The sequence below is a fragment of the Methylocystis sp. B8 genome (assembly GCF_005771425.1).
Lineage (GTDB): Bacteria > Pseudomonadota > Alphaproteobacteria > Rhizobiales > Beijerinckiaceae > Methylocystis.
This window is the reverse complement of the sequence record NZ_VBTZ01000002.1, coordinates 107,545-126,712: the sequence shown is the minus strand read 5'-3', so window position 1 is coordinate 126,712 and position 19,168 is coordinate 107,545. Positions and strand designations below refer to the sequence as shown.

Genomic DNA, 19,168 nt, shown 5'->3' with positions numbered 1-19,168 from the left:
CGTTGGAGGCCCAAGATGTCAGAAGAGCATGTCTATCCGCCGTTGTCGCTCTATGTCGACGGAGCCCTCGGCAGATGCCCGCGCTGCAGCAAGGGACACATGATCAAAGGGCTGCTCACGGTCGCGCCCAAATGCGAGGCTTGCGGGTTAGATTTCTCCTTCGCCGACGCAGGCGACGCTCCCGCGATCGCCGTCATGACTGTCGTAGGCTTCGTCGCGATCGCTGTGTTGTGGTATGTCGAGGTGACCTATCAGCCGGCTTATTGGGTGCACGCAGCGATCCTCGTGCCTCTTTCGGCTATTCTCTGCGTGGCGCTGCTGCGGCCGACAAAAGGCCTGCTGATCGCCCTGCAATATTTCAACAAGGCTGAAGAAAGCCGCCATCAATCGTGAGGCCCGCCCTTCGCGCGCTTCTGTGGCCAGCGATTGCGACGACGCTCCTCTTTGCCCTGCTGGTCGGTCTCGGATTTTGGCAGGTGCGGCGGCTCGGCGAGAAAGAGGCGCTCATCGCGCGCATCGAGCAGCGCTCGACGCAGGCGCCGCAGCCGATGCCGCCGCCCGAGCGATGGTCGACGCTTCACGCGGAAGATTACGACTTCACGCATGTGCGCGCGACCGGCCACTATTTCGGCGGCCGCGACGCGCTCGTCTTCACCGCGCCGCCGGAGGGCGCAAGCCGCGAGCCAGGCTATTCGCTCGTGACGCCTTTCGCGTTGACAAGCGGCGGCGTCGTGCTCGTGGATCGCGGTTTTCTTCCGGGTTCGAAAGCCAATGACGCCACTCTGCACGCGGCGTCGCCAGACGAAGTGACCCTTGTCGGACTCCTGCGCGCCCCCGAGCGGCGCAATCCTTTCACGCCCGCCGACGAGCCAGATAAGGGTGTCTTCTATGCGCGCGATCCAGCGGCGATCTCCGCCGCTCTTGGACTGTCAGACGCCGCGCCTTTCGCGCTCGTCGTTGACGCCGCTCCTGCAACCGCGTCGGACTGGCCGCGGCCTGTGGGCGGCGTTCCAACAATCGTCAATAATCATTTCTCCTACGCCGTGACTTGGTTCGGCCTGTCGCTGGCGCTTCTCGTCATTTTCGGGCTCTACGCGCGCGGCGTCCTTGCGCGCGGGGGCGATGGCCGCAGGCCCTGATCTCGGCCTTGCAGCTGACGCGAATATGCTATGAGAAGGCGCACTAACATGCGCGTCGCAAGCGACGCACGCTCCGCATCAATGGACTGACGGTTGCGCTATCTCTCAACACGCGGCGAAGCCGCGCAGCTTGGCTTTGACGACGTTCTGCTTGCGGGTCTTGCGACCGACGGCGGACTCTACGCGCCGCTTGCCTATCCGCATGTGGCGCCTGCCGACATCGCCGCGCTCGCCGGCCGTACATATTCACAAGCGACGGCGCAATTGATCGCGCCTTATCTCAGCGAGACTTTTTCGCCGGAGGTTCTGCGCGCGCAGACGGAAAGCGCTTATGCCGGTTTCCGTCACCGCGCCATCGCGCCGCTGACGCAGATCGACGACAATCTCTTCGTTCTCGAACTTTTTCACGGGCCGACGCTCGCCTTCAAGGATCTGGCGATGCAGCTCCTCGGGCGCATGATGAATCATGTGCTCGAAAAGCGGAATCTTCGCGCGACCATTGTCGGCGCAACGTCCGGCGATACGGGCGCTGCGGCGATCGAGGCGTTTCGGGGGCTCGATCGCGTCGACGTCTTCATTCTTTTTCCACACGGCCGAGTGTCGGACGTGCAGCGCAAGCAAATGACGACGGTCGCCGACGACAATGTTCATACGATTGCGCTGCAGGGATCGTTCGACGACGCTCAGGCGATACTGAAGCGCATGTTTCGCGACGCGGCGTTTCGCACGCGCGTCGGATTGGCGGGCGTCAATTCGATCAACTGGGCGCGCGTCGTCGCGCAAACCGTTTATTACTTCACAAGCGCCGTCGCGCTTGGCGCGCCGCATCGGCATATTTCCTTCGCGGTGCCGACAGGCAATTTCGGCGACGTGCTTGCCGGCTATGTCGCCAAGCGGATGGGTCTGCCGGTCGAAAGACTTGTCGTCGCCACCAACGCCAATGACATTCTTGCGCGGGCGCTCGCGAGTGGACGTTACGAGCCGCGAGGCGTGACGCCGACTCAGTCGCCGTCAATGGACATTCAGGTTTCATCCAATTTCGAACGCCTGTTGTTCGACGCGACGGGACGCGACCCCGCCGCGGTCCGCGCCGCTTTCGACTCGCTCGATCAATCGGGCGCTTTTGACATTCCGGCTGCTGCGCTTGACGCCATCCGCGCCGAATTCGACGCGCGATCCGTCGGCGAGACCGAAACGACGGAAGAGATTCGTCGCACCTGGCGCGAGACCGGCTATATGCTCGATCCGCATACGGCGACCGGCGTCAGCGCGGCGCGCGCAAAGCTTGCGAAAGATCCGGCGACGCCCGTCATCGCGCTGTCGACCGCGCATCCGGCAAAGTTTCCAGACGCCATTGAGCGCGCCATCGGACTGCGTCCACAGCCGCCTGAAAATATTGCGGCGCGACTTGACGCGCCGGAACGATTCACGATTCTTGAAAATGATGGCGCGCGAATCGCCGAATTCATTTTGCAGCGCGCGCGCGCGGCGAAGAACTGACAAGTTCTGGCAAGGAGCACGATGGCGATCTTCAGCGTAATCGGACGCCGCGACCTGCCGATCAGAGGCGAGGGCCTCTATCTGCGGCCGTCCGAAATGCGCGACTACGTCGAATGGGCCGAGCTACGCGAGAAGAGCCGCTCCTTCCTGACGCCCTGGGAGCCGCTCTGGCCGATCGACGATCTTACGCGGGCGAGCTTTCGCTATCGCGTGCGCCGTCACGCCGAAGAAATGGCGCGCGACGAGGCCTATTCCTTCTTTATCTTTCGCGAAGAGGACGATGCGCTGATGGGCGGCCTGTCCTTCGGTCATGTGCGGCGCGGCGTATCACAGGCGGCGACGCTCGGCTATTGGATGGGCGAGTCCTATGCCGGCAAGGGTTACATGACCCGCGCCGTTCGCGCCGCTTGCGCCTATGCTTTTGAAAAGCGTGGTTTCCATCGCATTGAGGCGGCGTGCTTGCCGACAAATGAGCCTTCGAAGCGATTGCTGGAGCGCGTCGGTTTCAAGCAGGAGGGGTACGCGCGCTCCTACCTGAATATCAACGGCCAGTGGCGCGATCATCTGTTATATGCATTGCTTGAGACTGATCCCCAGCCCCTCAATCCGCCAGCGGCGGCTTAAAGGAGCTGGTCCGTACGCAAGAATTTGTTCAGGCGAGCGCCGCCTTCTGAAGATTGACGAGTTCCGCGACGCCTTGTTGAGCGAGCGTCAGCATCGCCGACAGCTCATCTTGCGAGAAAACCGCCACTTCCGCCGTCGCCTGAATTTCGACGAGACCGCCCGAACCAGTGATGACGAAATTGGCGTCGGTCTCCGCCGTCGAGTCCTCGGCGTAGTCGAGATCGATGACCGGCGTCGCGTTGAAGATGCCGCAGGACACGGCGGCGACATGATCGCGTAGCGGACTCTCTTTGACGATTGAGCGCGAACGCATCCAGTCCAGGCAATCATGCAGCGCCAGCCAAGCGCCGGTGATCGACGCCGTGCGCGTGCCGCCATCGGCCTGGATCACGTCACAGTCGACGACGATTTGTCGCTCGCCAAGCGCCGACAGATTCGTGACGGCGCGTAGCGAGCGGCCGATGAGACGCTGAATCTCCTGCGTGCGTCCCGAAAGCCTGCCCGTTGCGGCCTCGCGCCGCGTGCGCGTATGGGTGGCGCGCGGCAGCATGGAATATTCCGCCGTCACCCAGCCTCGGCCCTGACCGCGCAGCCACGGCGGCGGCTTGTCCTCGAGCGACGCGGCGCAGAGCACCTGGGTGTTGCCGAATTTCACGAGGCAGGAGCCCTCGGCGTAGCGGGCGACGCCTCGCTCGAAACTCACCTGGCGCATCTCGTCGGGCGCGCGTTTGCTGGGGCGCATAACAGCTCCGTTATCGGATCGGTCGCGCCTTCTAACGCGCTTTCGACGCCCTTGGAAGCGCCGCGGGAGAACAGCGTCTTGCGCTCGCGGCCGCATGGTGAAACCATGAACTAACGGGGCCGGTCAAACCAGGCTCCGACAGATAAGGAGGGAGTGATGGCGTCGTCCCAAGGAGCGCATTCTCACGAGGCGAGAGCACAGGGTCCCCGGCTGATTGCGCTGGTGGGCCCTTTTCAATGCGGCAAGACCACTCTTCTGGAGGCCATTCTCGCCCATGCGGGCGCGATCCCGCGGCAGGGCGGCGTCGGTGCGGGCGCGAGCGTCGGCGACTCAAGTCCTGAAGCCCGCGCCCATCAGATGAGCGTCGAGTCCAATATCGCGACCGTCGATTATATGGGCGACCGCTACACTTTCGTCGATCTTCCGGGCTCCGTCGAATTCGCCCATGAATCGCGCAATATCCTGCCCGCGGTCGACGCTGCGATCGTCGTCTGCGAGGCAGAACCTCGCAAGGTTCCGGCGCTGCAGCTTATTTTGCGCCAGCTCGAAGAGCTCGGCGTGCCGCATTTCATCTTCCTCAACAAGATCGACGCGGCGACGATCGACGTGCGTGATGCGCTCGCCATTCTACAGCCTGCTTCGCGCACGCCGCTGCTGCTGCGCCAGATGCCGATCTGGAACAATGGCGTCGCCGTCGGATTCATCGATCTCGCGCTCGAACGCGCCTACGTCTACCGCGAACATGCGCCCTCCGAGGTCGTCGATATCCCTAAGGGCGACGCCGCGACCGAGAAGGAAGCGCGCTATTCGATGCTGGAGCGGCTCGCCGATTATGACGATGAGCTGATGGAGGAGCTGATTTCCGACATCGAGCCGCCGCGTGACCAGGTCTTCGATGATCTCACCAAGGAATTACGCGCCGGGCTCGTCGTGCCACTGTTCATCGGCTCGGCTGAGCGGGGCGCCGGCGTGACGCGGCTGTTGAAAGCGCTGCGCCATGAAGCGCCGGGAATCGACGCCACCCGCGTGCGGCTCGGCGTCGGCGAAAACGGAGTCGCGCTCGCTCGCGTCATCCGCACGATTCATACGCCGCATGGCGGAAAGATCTCGGTCGCGCGCGTGTTGCGTGGCTCCTTTGCTGATGGGCAGACGGTCGCATCCCTGCAGGGAGAGGATCGCATCTCTGGCATGTCATGTTTGATGGGCGCCGCGAGCAGCAAAGTGACGGAGGCGAAGACCGGGGACGTCCTCGCTCTCGGGCGCCTCGATCATGCGCAGACGGGAGACAATATCGTCGCAGACGCCCGCGCCGGCGCGACGGATTTGAAGAAGACGCGGGCCGATACTCCAGATCCTGTGCATGCGCTCGCGCTCAATGCGAAGGACCGCAAGGATGAGATGCGGCTCGCCGCGGCGGTGTCGAAGCTCATCGAAGAGGATCCTTCGCTCGTCTTCGTTCACGACCAGGAGCTTTCGCAGATCAAACTCTTTGGTCAGGGCGAGATGCATCTGCGCGTCGCGCTTGAACGTCTCGCCTCGCGCTTTAACGTTGCGGTCGAACGCTCAAAGCCGACGGTCGCTTATCGCGAAACGATCCGCCATAAGGTCACCATTCGCGGCCGCCATAAGAAGCAGTCCGGCGGACATGGTCAGTTCGGCGACGTGGTAATGGAGATTGCGCCGCGCAGCCGTGGCGAAGGATTCGCCTTCAGCGAACGCGTGCATGGCGGCGCAGTGCCCAAGCAATATTTCTCTTCCGTCGAGGCCGGCTGTCAAGACGCTCTTCTGCATGGTCCGTTGGGCTTTCCCGTCGTCGACGTCGAGGCGGTTCTGACCGACGGCTCGTATCATTCGGTCGACTCTTCTGACATGGCGTTCCGTACCGCGGCGCGCATCGGCATGAGCGAAGCCTTGGAAAAGGCTGAGCCGATCCTGCTTGAGCCGGTGCTCGCGGTCGACGTCTTCGTTCCGAGCGACGCCATGTCGCGCGCCACCGGAATCGTCTCCGCGCGTCGTGGCCAGATCATGGGCTTTGGTCCGCGCGAAGGATGGGAAGGCTGGGATAGGCTCGAAACTCTGATTCCCGAGGCGGAGATGGATAACCTCATCGTCGAGCTGCGCTCGGCGACGGCCGGCGCCGGCTTTTATCAGGCCCGTTTCGACCATCTCGCGGAAGTCGTCGGCAAGCAGGCGCGCGACATCGTCGCCGCCCATACGGCGAAAGCGAACGGAGGATAGCGGCGCGCCGTTGTGCGCGGGAGCACAGCGCCTGAAGTCGCATTGCATGATCATCGTGGCCTTCTTCGCAGAGGGACGATGACATGCGAACATTCATATTCCTAGTCGCCGCGGCTCTCGCCATGTCGTTCAGCTTCTATTCGAGCGCGAGCGGCTTGAAGCGCGCATCGACCTCGGCGCCTCAGGCGACGAGCCTCGACGTCAATCCGACTCCGCGATGCCTTAAGAGCAAGAAAACGCGCCAAGCGTCGAATAGCGGGTGCGTCATGAAGGGCAAGCGCCGCAGCGCATAATTTGCGGACTTGATCCACCGGCTAGAGGCCTTAGCTACTTCGCAACCCTATGCGCGAGAAAAGGCCCGACATGTCCATACTTGCAGACGCCGAATCGGCGGCGAAAACCATTGAATTGCGGATTGCGCCGCGAGCGCGCGATCTCGGGGGCTTCAGCGTCAGGCGCGCCTTGCCCGACGACAGGCGGCAGATGGTCGGGCCGTTCATCTTCTACGATCATTTCGGCCCGGTTCAATTTGCGCCGGGGCAGGGGATGGACGTGCGTCCGCATCCCCATATCGGTCTTGCGACCGTCACCTATCTTCTCGACGGACGCATCTTGCATCGCGACAGTCTGGCGAATGTGCAGGAGATCGCGCCCGGCGCGATGAATTTAATGACCGCCGGACGCGGCATCGTTCATTCCGAGCGCACGCCGCCGGGTCCACGCGCTGCGGGCCAACAAATGCTCGGGGTGCAGAGCTGGCTGGCGCTGCCGCTCGCGCATGAAGAAACAGAGCCGAGCTTCCAGCATTTTGGCGCTGACGTTCTTCCCGTCGTTGAGGATCGAGGCGTGTTTGCGCGGGTGATCGCTGGCGCCGCGTTCGGAGCCAAATCGCCGGTGGCGACCTTGTCGGACTGGTTCTATGTCGAGCTGCGTCTTTCCGCCGGCGCCTCAGCGCCGCTCGACGCCGATTACGAGCAGCGCGCGCTCTATCTCGTCGACGGCGCCGTTGAAATCGCCGGCGAACGTTTCGAGGAGCCGCAATTGCTGATCTTCAACCCCGGCGCCGCGATAACAATCCGCGCGCTTTCCGACGCGCGAATGATGCTGCTTGGCGGCGCGCCGCTCGAGGGGCGGCGCTATCTCTGGTGGAATCTCGTCGCTTCGCAAAAGGATCGGATCGAAGAGGCGAAGCGCGATTGGCGGGAAGGCCGGTTCCCCTCAGTGCCGGGCGACACGGAGTTCATTCCGCTGCCGGAAGAGTAGGGGCCGCGACGTGTCCCGCGTCGGCGATTTACGGCGTCATCACCACGGTCGCGCCCACCGCGACGCGGTCGTAGAGATCGACGACATCCTCATTGAGCATGCGGATGCAGCCATAGGAGGCGGCTGAGCCGATCGACTTGCGCATCTTGTCGGTCGTGCCGTGGATCGCGACCTGGCCCTCGCTCAGCGTTATGGCGCGGGCGCCCATCGGATTGTTCGGCGCGCCGCCGGGGATCACCTCGGGCAATTCCGGATGGTCATGCTTCACGTCTTCCGGGGGCGTCCAGTCTGGCGCGACATATTTGGCGTTGACCTGCACGACGCCGGTCCATTCCTTGCCGGCTTTCGGCACCGCGACCTTGTAAGCGATGGCGTCGTCCCGATCGACGATGAGATAGAGCTTGCGCTCATGCTCGCTGACAACGATTGAGCCGGGATCGAGTTCCGAGTGATAGTGAACGAATTCGCGGGCGGCGGCCTGCGTGACGGAAGCGGCGCCGATGAGGGCGGCGGCGAAAGCGATCTGGGCGATCTTGGAAGTTTGGCGTTTCATGTTCTTGCGCTCGATGTTCGGTGTCTCGATGAGCGCGTTGTAGAAGAGCTAAGGTCCCGATTCCGTGCGGCGGCGCACGCAGGAGATCCCGCAGGCGATCCTTTGATGAGTATCTAAAAAATTCTTGGTTGCGCCGTCGCGCAGGGATCACGCCGTCGAGCGTTCTTTTAACCAACGGAAAAATGCGATTCCAAGGAAACCGATCGCGATCAGCGTGTTCGAGCGCGTGATCGCCGGAGTGGTTCTATGTCGAGCTGAGTCTTGCCGCTGGCGCCTCGGCGCCGCCCACGCCAACGTGACCCTCGCCGCGGCGAGAGCGTGCTACAAGCGGGCAGAGGCTCTCGAAACTAATTCGGTCTTATGCGCTCCTGTTTGATTCTTTGTTCTAACGCCAACGAGGAGGATTTCGCGGCGGCGCTGGATTGCGGCGCCGATGCGCTCCTGTTGCGGCTCGGTCCCTGTGTGGAGGACGATGCGCGACGCAGCGCCAGCGCGCGCGCTTGCACGCTTATCGGTGAGGCGAAACGGAAGGGCGGAGCGCCGAAACTCTTCGTGGAAGTCGCGCCTGTTGAAAGCGAACTCATAGAGGCTGACCTCGGTGCGCTTTTTGGTCCCGGACCGGACGGCGTCTTCCTTCCCTCCTGCCGCGGCGTCGAAAGCCTGCAGCGCCTGGCGGTGAAGCTCGCCGTGCGCGAGGCGCAAGCCGGCCTCGCGGATGGCGCGACCAGGATCGGCGCCTTTGTGGGCGATCCGGCAAGCGTTCTGGCGCTACGCTTCTTCGCCGCCGCGTCGCCGCGTCTTGCGGCGCTGGCCTTCGATGAGGCTGCGCTGAGCGCGTCGCTCGGTCTCACTGAGGCCGGCGGCGCCGCCATTGAAATGGCGCGCGCTGCGATCATCCTGGCGGCGGCTTCGGCCGGCGTTCCGGCGTTCGCGCCGCCGGTCCAGATCGGGCAAGAGGCTGCCTATGCGGCAGCGCGCCGCGACGGTTTTGCAGGCGCAATGGCGCTGCGACCAGAACAGGTCGCGCACATCCTCAAAGTCTTCCCGCCGGGGGAGAATCGACAAAAAGGCCAATCGTCGGCATAGAACGGTCCAATGAAAAAAGTCCGATTGGCCGCGCTCAGCCGATTGGCTGCGGCGGCGCTCGCCAGCGCAGCGCCACTTTCCGCACAGGCGCAAGCGCAGCAGCCAACTCCACGTCACTCCCGTCCGCCTCATGGCTCGGGCGAGCCGGCCGGACCCGCTGCGCATGAAGAGAAGCTATTTCATCTCCGGCTTAGCGCGACTCTCGCCGCCAATGAGCAGCAGCCAGTTCGCTCGGGCCTCGTCTGGCGTGTTTTTGAGGAGAGCGCCCAGCCGGACGGCTCCCATAAGCTTGTGGCGCAATCCGAGGAGGCGGCCCCGACGCTGCCTCTGCCGAGAGGCTCCTATATCGTCCACGTCGCCTATGGCCTTGCAGGCGTCACGCGACGAGTCGCTATGGAGAGCGGCAATCTTGCCGAACTTATCGTATTGAACGCAGGCGGTCTGAAGCTCGTCGACAAGCTGGGCGATGCGCGTATTCCCTCGCAGCGTCTCTCGGTGTCGATTTATGTGCCGGAGCGCGGCAATTCCGAAGCGAAGCTCATCCTCGCCAACGCCAAGTCAGACGAAGTGATCTGCCTCCCGGAAGGCGCCTATCACGTCGTGTCCACATTGCTCGACACTGGGCAAGGCGCTCAGGGCGGAGCCAATGAAACAAACTCGGTTGTGACAGCAGACCTGAAAATTCCCGCAGGGAAGCTCGTCGAAGCGACTTTGCGTCATCGCGCAGCGACCATCACCTTAAAGCTGGTCAAGCAGCCAGGCGGCGAGGCGCTCGCCAATACGAGCTTTTCCGTGCTCACGCCAGGCGGCGACGTTATCCGCGAACTGATCGGCGCCTTCCCTTCTCTGGTGCTGGCGGAAGGCGAATATGTCGCCATCGCGCGACACGAGGGCAAAACCTATCAGGGAACCTTTCGCGTGCAGTCGACGAAGGACGCGGACGTCGAAATTGTGATGCACGATCAGCCGCGCAGTCCCGCAAACGACGAGCCTCCGCAATAAAAAAGCCGCCCGGAAACCGGGCGGCTTGCTTGGGATGCGCCTCTTTTGAAAAGAGGGGCTACAGGATCGTGAAGGGAATGATCACGTCCATGTTGAACATTCCCTGGTTCGAGCTAAAGCCGTTGCGGCTGAAGAAGGGCGTCGTGCCATTGACGGTCGTGTCCCAACGCAGCTCCGGGCGAATGATCAGACCGGTGACGTAGGGCAGTTTGGCGGGCAGTTCTGGCGTGATCGTCATGCCCAATGTGAAGGCGAGATAGCTGGTGCCGGAGTAAATGGGCCGATTAGTGTAAAGGTTCTGGTTGATGCAGGACGGGCAAAAGAAGCCGTGGAAAAGATTGACTGAGTCGAAGTATCCGGGAAATGCGCTGACAAAGAAGTTGTTGTTGTCCCGGAAAAATTCGGCGCGCCCGTTGATTTTGAAGATATCGTTGATCTTATAGGACGCGTATTGCGCGATGCCGAAGGCGCGGGCGCCCATCGGATAGGCCGGGGCGGTTCCCCAGAATGCGCCGTTGCCTCCCAATCCGCCCACGATGGCGTTTGCAGCATTCCAGGCCTTCTGCGGTAGACCGAAGGAGCTCGGATTCCAGCCGCTTTCCAGCATGAAGCTCATGTCGGTGATCAGCGTCAGATCGTCGGTCGCTTTCCAGGTCGTCGTTATGTTGTTGAACGAGCGGATCGCCGTGTTGACGTTGCAGGCGCAAGCGGTGGGCTGGCCGAAGCCGCCCTGATTGGCAGGCCAACCCGCGGCGAAGTTGATCGGCCATCCAATTACCGGAGCAATCGGCCAGCCGACGCCGAGCGGATCGGTCTGCCTCGGATTCTCGGGACCAGTATGGGTGATCGCCATAATGGTCAGTTTGCCGTCGAGCAGATTGAGGCCGAGGCCGCCATGGAAAGACGCCGCGGCATTGTTGTCGCCCGGCCAACCGAGGCTCGTGTTCACGCCGCTGGTCACGCCCGTATAGACGTCGAGCCAGGGTTTGACGTGGGTGGTGACCATCGCGCCGGTGTGAAGGAAGGGCCCGAAGTTGAAGATGTAGGAGTGGCTGTAGAATAGATTGTCCTTTGCCGGGATCACCTCCGCGCCATTATAGGTCACGAACATGCCGAGCTTCAGGTCGACGCCGCCCTCGCTGATCGGGCTGGTCCACGGAAGATGCGCCAGAACATTGGCCTCGATCGGTCCGATCTGGGTGCGCGAGTGGATCGCGTAATCCAGGATGCCGATATAGTGGTTGTAGCGCATGTCCTCGCCGATCATGCCCTGGAACTTGAAGCCGAAGTCATAGCCTTCAGCCTTTGGGTCGAGCGGGCGCTGCACCGTGAGGAGGAGGCCGTTAAACGTCGGCCAGTTGGCGCGATCCGTGTAAAGATGGCCCCAGTTGAGCTTGTTGAACGGCTGATTGAAATTGACCGCGACGCCGCCTTCGATATAGCCGTCGATCGTCAGCGTATCGAGCCAGGCCGGCGGCGGCGCAGGCGGACCTTTGACGACCTTTTCCTTCTTCGCGGGCTTGGCGGCGGCGGGAGGGGCCGCAGGTTGGTTTTCCTCGATCAGAGTCGGGTCGACCTCGAACAGCTTCGCCTGAGCATGCGCGCTGGTGATGCTGGTTGCTAGCGAGAGAGCAGCCACGGTCGAAAGATAGTACCACTTCATTGTCAGGAACTCCGGTCGGCGGCGAAATCTGATCGATATCACTCGCGAGCGAAGTTTCGTTCAAGTCCAAGGTCCGCGCATCTGCACAATTATTAGGCAAAATCGGACTTGCACATATCTGTTTCTTGTCACTGTGGCGACAATGTCACATTTTTCATTGGTTTCTGTCCTGCGCCCGTTGATTTTGCGAACTTATCAATGAGCGAAATGCGACAAAACTCGGCCGCCGTCAGCCGAATCGCGGCGGTTTCCTTTCCTGGCCGAGGCTTGTCCGTCGTCGGGCCTCGCCCTTGTTAGATAAGCGTGGCCATTGATTGGCGCGCATTGCGCTGGTTGGAAGCGGGAGAGCGACATGGCGGAAGAGGGGCGCGACCAACCAGAGGGCCCCGACTTCTCGCAGGGCGTCGCGCCCGAAGTCATCCCAGAAGATCGCCCTTTGCTCGGTCACGTAGCGGGCGAGGAAGCGGTCATGGCGCGGCAGGGCGACGAGTTCTTCGTCACCGGGGCTCACTGCACGCATTATCACGGACCGCTTGCCGAGGGGCTCGTCGTCGGCGGGTCAATCCGGTGCCCCTGGCATCACGCCTGTTTCAGCCTTCGCAGCGGCCGTGCATTGCGCGCGCCCGCGTTTGATCCGTTGCCGCGGTGGCGGATCGAACAGGCCGAGGGGAAGGTTTTTGCCCGCGAAAGGCTTCCCGAGCCGGGGCCGGCGAAGCGCAAGGGCGCCACCGAACCGCGCAGCGTCGTCATCGTCGGGGGCGGCGCGGCGGGTTTCGCCGCAGCGCAGATGCTTAGGGCTGAAGGGTACGATGGAATTTTGGAGTTGATCAGCGCCGATACGGCGGGGCCGTATGATCGCCCCAATCTTTCCAAGGACTATCTCGCTGGAACGGCGCAACCGGATTGGCTGCCTTTGCGCGATCCGGCCTGGTATCGCGAGAAGGGCGTTCAACTACGCCTGGGACAGCGCGTCGAATCGCTCGACCCCGCATCGAAGCGACTGACGCTCATTGACGGCGCGACATTGTCTTACGACGCGCTGCTTTTGGCCACAGGCGCCTTTCCCGTTAAACTGCAAACGCCCGGAGCCGATCGTCCGCACGTGCATTATCTGCGCTCGTTTTCCGACGCCGACCATTTAATCGCTGCTTCCGCGCAAGCGCGTCGCGTCGCTGTCATCGGCGCAAGCTTCATCGGACTAGAAGTGGCGGCGTCGTTGCGCGTTCGCGATCTCGACGTGCATGTCATTGCGCCGGAGGCGATCCCGATGGCTCGCATTCTCGGCCCCGAACTTGGCGCGCATGTCAGGAAGCTGCACGAGAGCCACGGCGTCGTCTTCCATCTCGAGGATACAGTGACCGATATTGGCGCGCGCACGCTCACCTTGAAAAGCGGCGGCGCCTTGGACACCGATCTCGTGGTCATTGGCGTCGGCGTAAAGCCTGATCTCTCACTCGCCCAGTCGGCGGGCCTCGCCGTCGATCGCGGCGTGCTCGTCAACGATTATCTGCAGACAAGCGCGCCCGACATTTACGGGGCAGGCGACATCGCAAGCTGGCCAGATAAAATCACGGGCGAGCGGATTCGCGTCGAACATTGGGTCGTCGCGGAGCGACAGGGGCAGACGGCCGCACGCAATATTCTCGGACGCGAAGAAAAATTCGACGCCGCGCCCTTCTTCTGGAGCCAGCATTACGACCAGGCGATTTCCTACATCGGGCATGCTGCGTCGTGGGACCGATTGCAAATGTCGGGCGATCCGGCCGCCGCCGACTGCGCCGTTTCTTACTTCAAAGGCGATCAGCTGCTGGCCGTCGCGACGATCGGTCGCGACCTCGACAATCTACGCGCTGAAGTCGCATTTGAATCGCGTATCGGCGCCGCGCCGCCGGAAGAGATCGAATAGGGGCCCGAGCCCTATTCGAAATGTCCAGAGGCGTGACCAAGCATGGTGTAAACTTTGCCGGCGTCGCCCGTAAGCAGGTCAAGCGCTTTCGAACCGTCGCGATCTTTGCGGCTTGTCTCCACGAGCAAATCCTCGAAGTGTTTGACGTAGTGATCAACGGTCGCGCGAAAATCCTGATCGATGCGGTAACGGCGCTGGATTTCCTGAACGGTCTGATGGCCCTGCGCCGTGTATAGGCGACGGCCGAAAAGGCCTCCCTTCTCGCCACGCTGATAGCGGCGCCACAACTCCGTGACGGCGGCGTTGTCGACCATCCGTGCGATGTCGAGCGTCAGGCTATCGAGCGCGCCTGCGCTCGATAAGGACCGCGCGGTACGCGGCGGCTGCGGCGCGTCGTCAAATGAGGCGCGCGCAAGCAAGTTGCTCAGCCAGCCGCCTTGCGACTCGCGACCAGGCTCCGTAATGCGTATCGCCGGAGACTGTGTCGGACGCGCCGGCGCCGGTTCTGCGCGCGGCGTCTGATCCGACGATGCGCGACGAAGCGCGGGAGCGTTTTGTTCCGCGATGTCATAAACCCGGCCCGACCGCGCCACGATGTCGGTGAGCTCGTTTAAGGCCTTCACCTGGTCGCCGACGACACGTCGCAGCGCCGCCGCTTGCTCTGCGGTTTCGCGCGGCAGTTCGGTCGCGCCGCGGCGAACTTCCTCTCGAGTTTCCTCGATCTCACGATGGATGTTGCGCGCGAGGCCGCGAATCTCATCAGTTGCTGCGTCGAATTTCGAGCGCGCGTCGTTGAACAGACGGTTGATCTCTTCATTGGCGTCAGAGAAGGCGGCGCGCAGGGCTTCGGAAGTTTGCTCGCGTTCGCCTTCCGCAGCGGCGCGCACGGCGGCGAAGCGCGCCTCGATGACGTCGGCGGTCTGCTTGGAGGTTTCGCTCAATGCTCGGCCAAGGTCGCGCGACCGCAATTCAATAGAGCGGAATGAGCGATCCATCAGTTCGCCGAACTTTGTCATGGCGTCTTCGAATTCGGCGCGCCGGCCTTCAACAAGCGTCACGAGTTCTTCAAGCGAGCCGCTGCGCGCAGCCATCACGGTATCGAGCGCCTGCTGACTCTGCGCGAGTTTTTCTGCGCTCTGGGCAAGCGTATGTTGTCTTTCGTCCAGCGCCTCGACGATGGCGTTGGCGTCCCGCATCGCGTCGCCGGCCACCCCGCTGATGTGCTCAACTTGCGTCGAAGCTTCGTTCAGCGCGCCATGGAACTCGGCGAGCCGTTTTCCAAGCTCGCTTTCGAGCATGACGAGGTTTCCGCCGGTCTTATCAATGATCGCACGTAGCGATCCGTTTGTCTGTCCGAGCGCGTCGAGCAAGGAAGGCAACTCGGCGCGGATCTTCTCGTTCGTCGCCAGAAGCGCCGCTATCGAGGACTGCGCGCTGGTCTCCAGCGTCTGCGCAAGCGCCTCGCGTGAGGCGTCGAGCGCGTTTGTCAGCTCGTCGCCTTTGACGCCAAGACGCGAAACAAGGGTTTCACTGCAGCTTTCAACGGCGCTCGCCACCAGATCGCCGACGCTTGTCAATTCGCGGGCGACCGCGCCGCCGCGTTCCTCGAGCACTGACTGCATTTGCGTCAGACGCTCGTCCAGCGCGCCGCTGATCTCCGCCACGCGCTCAACAAGCGACTGGCCCAGATCGCCGGTGCGCGCGTGCAGAGTCGTATCGAATTCCCGCCGCGCGCCCGCCAGGATGTCTTTGATATCCTGCAGCCGTGCGCCGATCGTGTCGACGACCAACCGGCCCTTTTCATCGATCTCGGAAGAAACCGCGACGAGTCGGCTGACGACATTGTTTTCGAGAAGCTCGATGCGGCCATCGAGGGTCGACTCCAGCTCCTTGGCTTGTTCGCCCAATGCTTCGTTGAGGGACTCAGTCCTGGAGGAGATCGCCTGGGCGAACTCGCTCGAACGTGACATGAGCAACCAGTCGACGTCTTTGATCTTGGCGTCGAACGTTTCCAAAACCTGGCGCCCGCCATCGTCCATCACGCGCGCGACTTCAGCGGCGTGCTTGGAAAGCGCCTCCTGAAGCATCTGTCCGCCGACTCCAAGGCCGGCGTCAACGCGCCCGACCAGTTCGTCGATGCGGTCCGCCGCTTCTTTCGTTCGAGCGGTGGCGACGTTTTCAAGGGCTTCGATCTTGCTCGACATGGTTGAAGCAATATCGATCGCGCGCTCGCCGAGCCTCTCAACGAGATGGCCGCCCTTGCTTTCGATCGCACCGTCGATCTCCGCCAGTCTCGCGTCGATTTCGTCGGCGAAGTGCCGAGAGTTGTCGCCGATCCTGGCGTTGTAATGCTCGACCTGCGCCGAGAGCCTATCGACGAGCGCACCGCCCTGCATGCGGATCGTTTCGTCAAGCGACTGCAGTCTGTCGTCGATCTGATGCGTGATCTTCTGCGCTTCCGCGCTCAATCTCTCGGCATGCTGACCGACCCGGTCGGCAAGTTCGCCGCCGTCGCGTAGCAGCGCATTCTCGAAGTGAGTCAACTGCTCGCCGAGCGTCAGCGCCATCCGCTGGCTATGATCGGCCAGCGAAGCGACGACTTCCTTGCTTTCGGACAAGACGGCGTTTTCAAAAGAGCCGAACCGGTCGTTCAGTAGTTCATGAAGCCGCTCGCCTTGGGTCGCGATCGCCAGAACGGCGTCGCTCGCCGTATTTGCGAAGCGCTCATGAATCGTCTCGGCGTTTTCGGCAAGGGCTGATGAGGCTTCGGCGACGGTTTGCTGAAGCTTGTCACGCAGCGAAACGCCGTGAGTCTCGAATTCCTGCAAGGCGCGCTCGCGCGTCGTCTCCATCGTTTTGGCGACGAGCATTCCAGCGGTTTCGAGCGCATTCAGCCTCTCGTCGAGCAATTGGTCAACGCGCGTCGCATGTTCGCCGACGACCGACGTCACGCTTTCGCTATGGCGCCTGACGGCGTCCTCGAAGGCGCCGAGCTTTTCGGCAAGGCTGATTTCGGCGCGATCCGCATGGGCGGCCACGCGCTGCGCGATCTCGCCGCCTTGAAGCACAAGCACGCTCTCGATTGCTTCGAGACTCTGCGTGATGGATTGATTGACCTTCGCGCTGTTCGTCGCGACGCTCTCCTCGAAAGCTGTCAGCTTGTCGCCAAGTTCGGCGGCTGCGCGCTCGCCGCGGGCGGCGACGCGCGCGGCCAATTCCTCGCCCTGGCGGGCGACAATGTCTTCGAAGGTCGAGAGGCCTTCAGAAAGGGCCGCCGTCGCACGTTCGCTATGCTCACTGACGCGCAGGGCGATTTCCTCGCCGTGAAGCGTGACCGCGTCTCCGAAAGCGGCGAGTTGCGCGGCGAGGTTCGATGCGGCGCGTTCTCCGCGTTCGCCGACGCGCTCGGCGATCTCATCGCCGTTGCGGACGACGGCATCTTCAAAGGCGGCGAGTCCGCCTGAAATCACGGCGCTCACGCGATCGCCGTGTTCAGCGACGCGCATCGCCGCTTCCGCGCTGTTGCGGACGACGGCGTCCTCGAAGGCTGCGAGCCGGTCAGCAAGACTGGCCTCAATTTGTACCCCGCGTTCGCCGATCCGCTCCGCCACTTCCTCTCCGCGGCCGAGCACCGTTTGTTCGAACGCCTGGAAGTTGTCGGCGAGCGCTTCATTCACCCTGTCGCCATGATGGCCGATCGCCGACACGGCTTCGCCCGCGATGGCGACAAAGCGCGCCTGCAACGCGTCCACCTGCTCGACGAGCGCCGCGGAGCTCTGGTTCAAGCTGCGCGAAATTGCGTCATGAAGCGCTTGTCCTTGCAGCTCAAAGTCATTTTGAGCCTTGTGTTGCGTGTCTTCGAGCAGGCCGACAATTCGGGTTTCGGCAATTTCGAAGGTCGTTCGGGCGTTTTCGACGTGTTCGGCGACGCGCGCCGTCAAGCGCTCTTCAGTTTCGGCAAGCGACCGCTCGAAAGCTCCGCCCTGCGTTTCGATCGTCTCGCGGACGGCGTCTCCAGTCTCGGCAAGCTTTGCGACGATACACTCTCCCTGGCCGCCCATCGCTTCGGAAAAATTTGCGCCGATCTCTTCAAAGCGCTCGAGCACATCGGCCCCGCGCGAACTGAAGTCGCTGGCGATCGCTTGGCTCGAACCTTCGAGCCTGCGGCTGACTTCTTCGACGCCTTCGGCGAAGCGCCGGCTCACGTCCTCGCTCGCGCCGATCACTTTCTGCGCGACTTCGTCGCCGGTTTGGTTCAGGGCGAAGAGCACCCTTCCGCCATGACTCGCCAAAGTTGACTCGAAAGCGTCGCCCGCCTGTTCGAGGGCCAGGCGGATTTCTTCGCCTTTGGAGCCGAGCGAGGAAGAGACGCGCGCTCCGGCCTGGCTCACCGCTTCGGCGAGATGGACTGAGGTCGTGGCAAGCTCTTGGGAAAGCGTCTCGCGTGCGCCAAAGAGCGCATTGCGCGCGTTGTCGGCGTTGACGACGATGGCTTCGCGTTCACGCGTCAGTTCGTCGATGAGCAGCCGAATGCGCCGTTCGTTTTCGGTGTAGGAGCGTTCCAGGTTGGTGACTTCAGTGCGCACGATCACTTCGAGTTCGCCAGCTCGCGCCAGCGCCCGCTCGATGCCGTCGCCCATGGAGGCCGCTTCGCGTCGGATCGCCTGAGAAAGCGATACAACCTGTTCGGTGGCGACCGTTTCCGGCTCAATGAGCCGAATGGCCACCTCCGTCATGCAATTGGCGATGAGCCGCATCTCGTGGGCGCGACGCGCCATCAACCCGGTGAGGAATAGAAAGAAGAGGGGAGCGACCAGCGCCGCAAGCGTCAGAGCCGGCTTCGGCGCCAGCATCGAGCCGCTGGCGTCGAGGATTTCGGCCTGATGGAAGTAGACATAGACGGCCCAGCAGCCCGCCCATAGGGCCATAAAGGCGAAGGTGAGCGCCATGATCGAGCGGTTGGGCTTGATCTGCAGCGCCTGCCGCAATTCGCCGACCGTCCGGCGATCGTCGTTCGCCGGCGCCAAGGCTGGGGCGATCGTCCCTTGTGGCGGCCGAGCGCGGTTTTGCTGCTCGTCGTAAGCCGTCGTCGACCTCCGCGCGTCTAACCCATGCGCTTCCGCTCCCGACCCGGACCGTTCGTTCGCCTCGTCCAGGACGCCGGCGGCTTCGGACATGGCGCTGATGTCCAGCGCTTCCTCGAGCGCGGTCACAGCAGCAGTCGCCGCGTCCTGGATCTTTCCCGATGTCGCCATTCGCCCTCTCCAGTCGGCGCAGAACGCATCCCGTCGGCCGATTTCGCGGCCCGCCGCTAAACGACTGCCGGTGAATAAAGATTAACCAAACTTTACAGCCCATGCCGAGCAATTGAAACACGGGCTTGGGACGTATCCGGAAACTTCGTTAACGGGCCCTTCAGGAAAGAAGCGTCAATTTTGAGGCCACACCCGTT

At 62.7% G+C, this 19,168-nt stretch carries 13 protein-coding genes; 9 read left to right on the top strand and 4 right to left on the bottom strand.

What is annotated here, in order from left to right; translation table 11 throughout:
* Positions 1 to 15 precede the first annotated feature (15 nt).
* The 4 genes from FEV16_RS05465 (at position 16) to FEV16_RS05450 (ending at position 3,263) form a co-directional block, all read left to right on the top strand.
* Positions 16 to 393, top strand: coding sequence for a DUF983 domain-containing protein (locus FEV16_RS05465; protein ID WP_138166632.1), 378 nt, complete (start codon positions 16 to 18; stop codon positions 391 to 393).
* The gene (locus FEV16_RS05460) at positions 390 to 1,139 is read left to right on the top strand and encodes an SURF1 family protein (RefSeq protein WP_138166631.1); all 750 of its coding nucleotides are present in this window, start codon (positions 390 to 392) and stop codon (positions 1,137 to 1,139) included. The genes FEV16_RS05465 and FEV16_RS05460 overlap by 4 nt, the downstream gene beginning before the upstream one ends.
* Before the next feature lie 93 nt (positions 1,140 to 1,232).
* A complete protein-coding gene (gene thrC, locus FEV16_RS05455) occupies positions 1,233 to 2,639 on the top strand; it encodes a threonine synthase (protein WP_138166630.1) in 1,407 nt (468 codons plus the stop codon).
* A 21-nt stretch (positions 2,640 to 2,660) separates the two neighbouring features.
* Entirely contained in the window at positions 2,661 to 3,263 is a 603-nt protein-coding gene (locus FEV16_RS05450) for a GNAT family protein (RefSeq protein ID WP_138166629.1), read from the top strand.
* A 28-nt stretch (positions 3,264 to 3,291) separates the two neighbouring features.
* Here FEV16_RS05450 and rph read toward each other — a convergent pair whose 3' ends face one another.
* A complete protein-coding gene (gene rph, locus FEV16_RS05445; protein WP_138166628.1) occupies positions 3,292 to 4,005 on the bottom strand; it encodes a ribonuclease PH in 714 nt (237 codons plus the stop codon).
* A 156-nt stretch (positions 4,006 to 4,161) separates the two neighbouring features.
* On the opposite strand from rph, the gene FEV16_RS05440 reads away from it, so the two are divergent.
* Positions 4,162 to 6,243 carry an elongation factor G gene (locus FEV16_RS05440; protein ID WP_138166627.1) on the top strand — a complete coding sequence of 694 codons (2,082 nt, stop codon included), beginning with the start codon at positions 4,162 to 4,164 and terminating at the stop codon, positions 6,241 to 6,243.
* Positions 6,244 to 6,606: 363 nt separating this feature from the next.
* A complete protein-coding gene (locus tag FEV16_RS05430) occupies positions 6,607 to 7,506 on the top strand; it encodes a pirin family protein (protein WP_171015140.1) in 900 nt (299 codons plus the stop codon).
* Positions 7,507 to 7,534: 28 nt separating this feature from the next.
* Here FEV16_RS05430 and FEV16_RS05425 read toward each other — a convergent pair whose 3' ends face one another.
* Positions 7,535 to 8,059: a L,D-transpeptidase gene (locus FEV16_RS05425; RefSeq protein ID WP_171015139.1), complete on the bottom strand. Its 525-nt coding sequence runs from the start codon at positions 8,057 to 8,059 to the stop codon at positions 7,535 to 7,537.
* 372 nt (positions 8,060 to 8,431) lie between these two features.
* Here FEV16_RS05425 and FEV16_RS05420 point away from each other — a divergent pair, with 372 nt between their 5' ends.
* Both FEV16_RS05420 and FEV16_RS05415 read left to right on the top strand, forming a co-directional pair.
* Positions 8,432 to 9,145, top strand: coding sequence for an aldolase/citrate lyase family protein (locus tag FEV16_RS05420; protein WP_246657189.1), 714 nt, complete (start codon positions 8,432 to 8,434; stop codon positions 9,143 to 9,145).
* Positions 9,146 to 9,154: 9 nt separating this feature from the next.
* On the top strand, positions 9,155 to 10,147 hold the full coding sequence (locus FEV16_RS05415; RefSeq protein ID WP_138166623.1) for a hypothetical protein: 993 nt from the start codon (positions 9,155 to 9,157) through the stop codon (positions 10,145 to 10,147).
* Between the two features lie 58 nt (positions 10,148 to 10,205).
* Here the strand turns inward: FEV16_RS05415 and FEV16_RS05410 are convergent, their stop codons facing one another.
* Positions 10,206 to 11,810 carry an outer membrane beta-barrel protein gene (locus FEV16_RS05410; RefSeq protein ID WP_138166622.1) on the bottom strand — a complete coding sequence of 535 codons (1,605 nt, stop codon included), beginning with the start codon at positions 11,808 to 11,810 and terminating at the stop codon, positions 10,206 to 10,208.
* A gap of 352 nt (positions 11,811 to 12,162) precedes the next feature.
* Here FEV16_RS05410 and FEV16_RS05405 point away from each other — a divergent pair, with 352 nt between their 5' ends.
* On the top strand, positions 12,163 to 13,716 hold the full coding sequence (locus FEV16_RS05405) for an FAD-dependent oxidoreductase (RefSeq protein WP_138166621.1): 1,554 nt from the start codon (positions 12,163 to 12,165) through the stop codon (positions 13,714 to 13,716).
* Between the two features lie 11 nt (positions 13,717 to 13,727).
* Here FEV16_RS05405 and FEV16_RS05400 read toward each other — a convergent pair whose 3' ends face one another.
* Positions 13,728 to 18,971 carry an apolipoprotein acyltransferase gene (locus tag FEV16_RS05400; protein ID WP_138166620.1) on the bottom strand — a complete coding sequence of 1,748 codons (5,244 nt, stop codon included), beginning with the start codon at positions 18,969 to 18,971 and terminating at the stop codon, positions 13,728 to 13,730.
* Between the last annotated feature and the right edge of the window lie 197 nt (positions 18,972 to 19,168).

What these genes read in the sequence shown, in the direction of transcription:
- FEV16_RS05450 (WP_138166629.1), top strand. Translation starts at nt 2,661, where the DNA reads ATGGCGATCTTCAGCGTAATCGGACGCCGCGACCTGCCGATCAGAGGC.
- FEV16_RS05465 (WP_138166632.1), top strand. Translation starts at nt 16, where the DNA reads ATGTCAGAAGAGCATGTCTATCCGCCGTTGTCGCTCTATGTCGACGGA.
- FEV16_RS05440 (WP_138166627.1), top strand. Translation starts at nt 4,162, where the DNA reads ATGGCGTCGTCCCAAGGAGCGCATTCTCACGAGGCGAGAGCACAGGGT.
- FEV16_RS05410 (WP_138166622.1), bottom strand. Translation starts at nt 11,810, where the DNA reads ATGAAGTGGTACTATCTTTCGACCGTGGCTGCTCTCTCGCTAGCAACC.
- FEV16_RS05400 (WP_138166620.1), bottom strand. Translation starts at nt 18,971, where the DNA reads ATGGCGACATCGGGAAAGATCCAGGACGCGGCGACTGCTGCTGTGACC.
- FEV16_RS05430 (WP_171015140.1), top strand. Translation starts at nt 6,607, where the DNA reads ATGTCCATACTTGCAGACGCCGAATCGGCGGCGAAAACCATTGAATTG.
- FEV16_RS05405 (WP_138166621.1), top strand. Translation starts at nt 12,163, where the DNA reads ATGGCGGAAGAGGGGCGCGACCAACCAGAGGGCCCCGACTTCTCGCAG.
- FEV16_RS05425 (WP_171015139.1), bottom strand. Translation starts at nt 8,059, where the DNA reads ATGAAACGCCAAACTTCCAAGATCGCCCAGATCGCTTTCGCCGCCGCC.
- FEV16_RS05415 (WP_138166623.1), top strand. Translation starts at nt 9,155, where the DNA reads ATGAAAAAAGTCCGATTGGCCGCGCTCAGCCGATTGGCTGCGGCGGCG.
- rph (WP_138166628.1), bottom strand. Translation starts at nt 4,005, where the DNA reads ATGCGCCCCAGCAAACGCGCGCCCGACGAGATGCGCCAGGTGAGTTTC.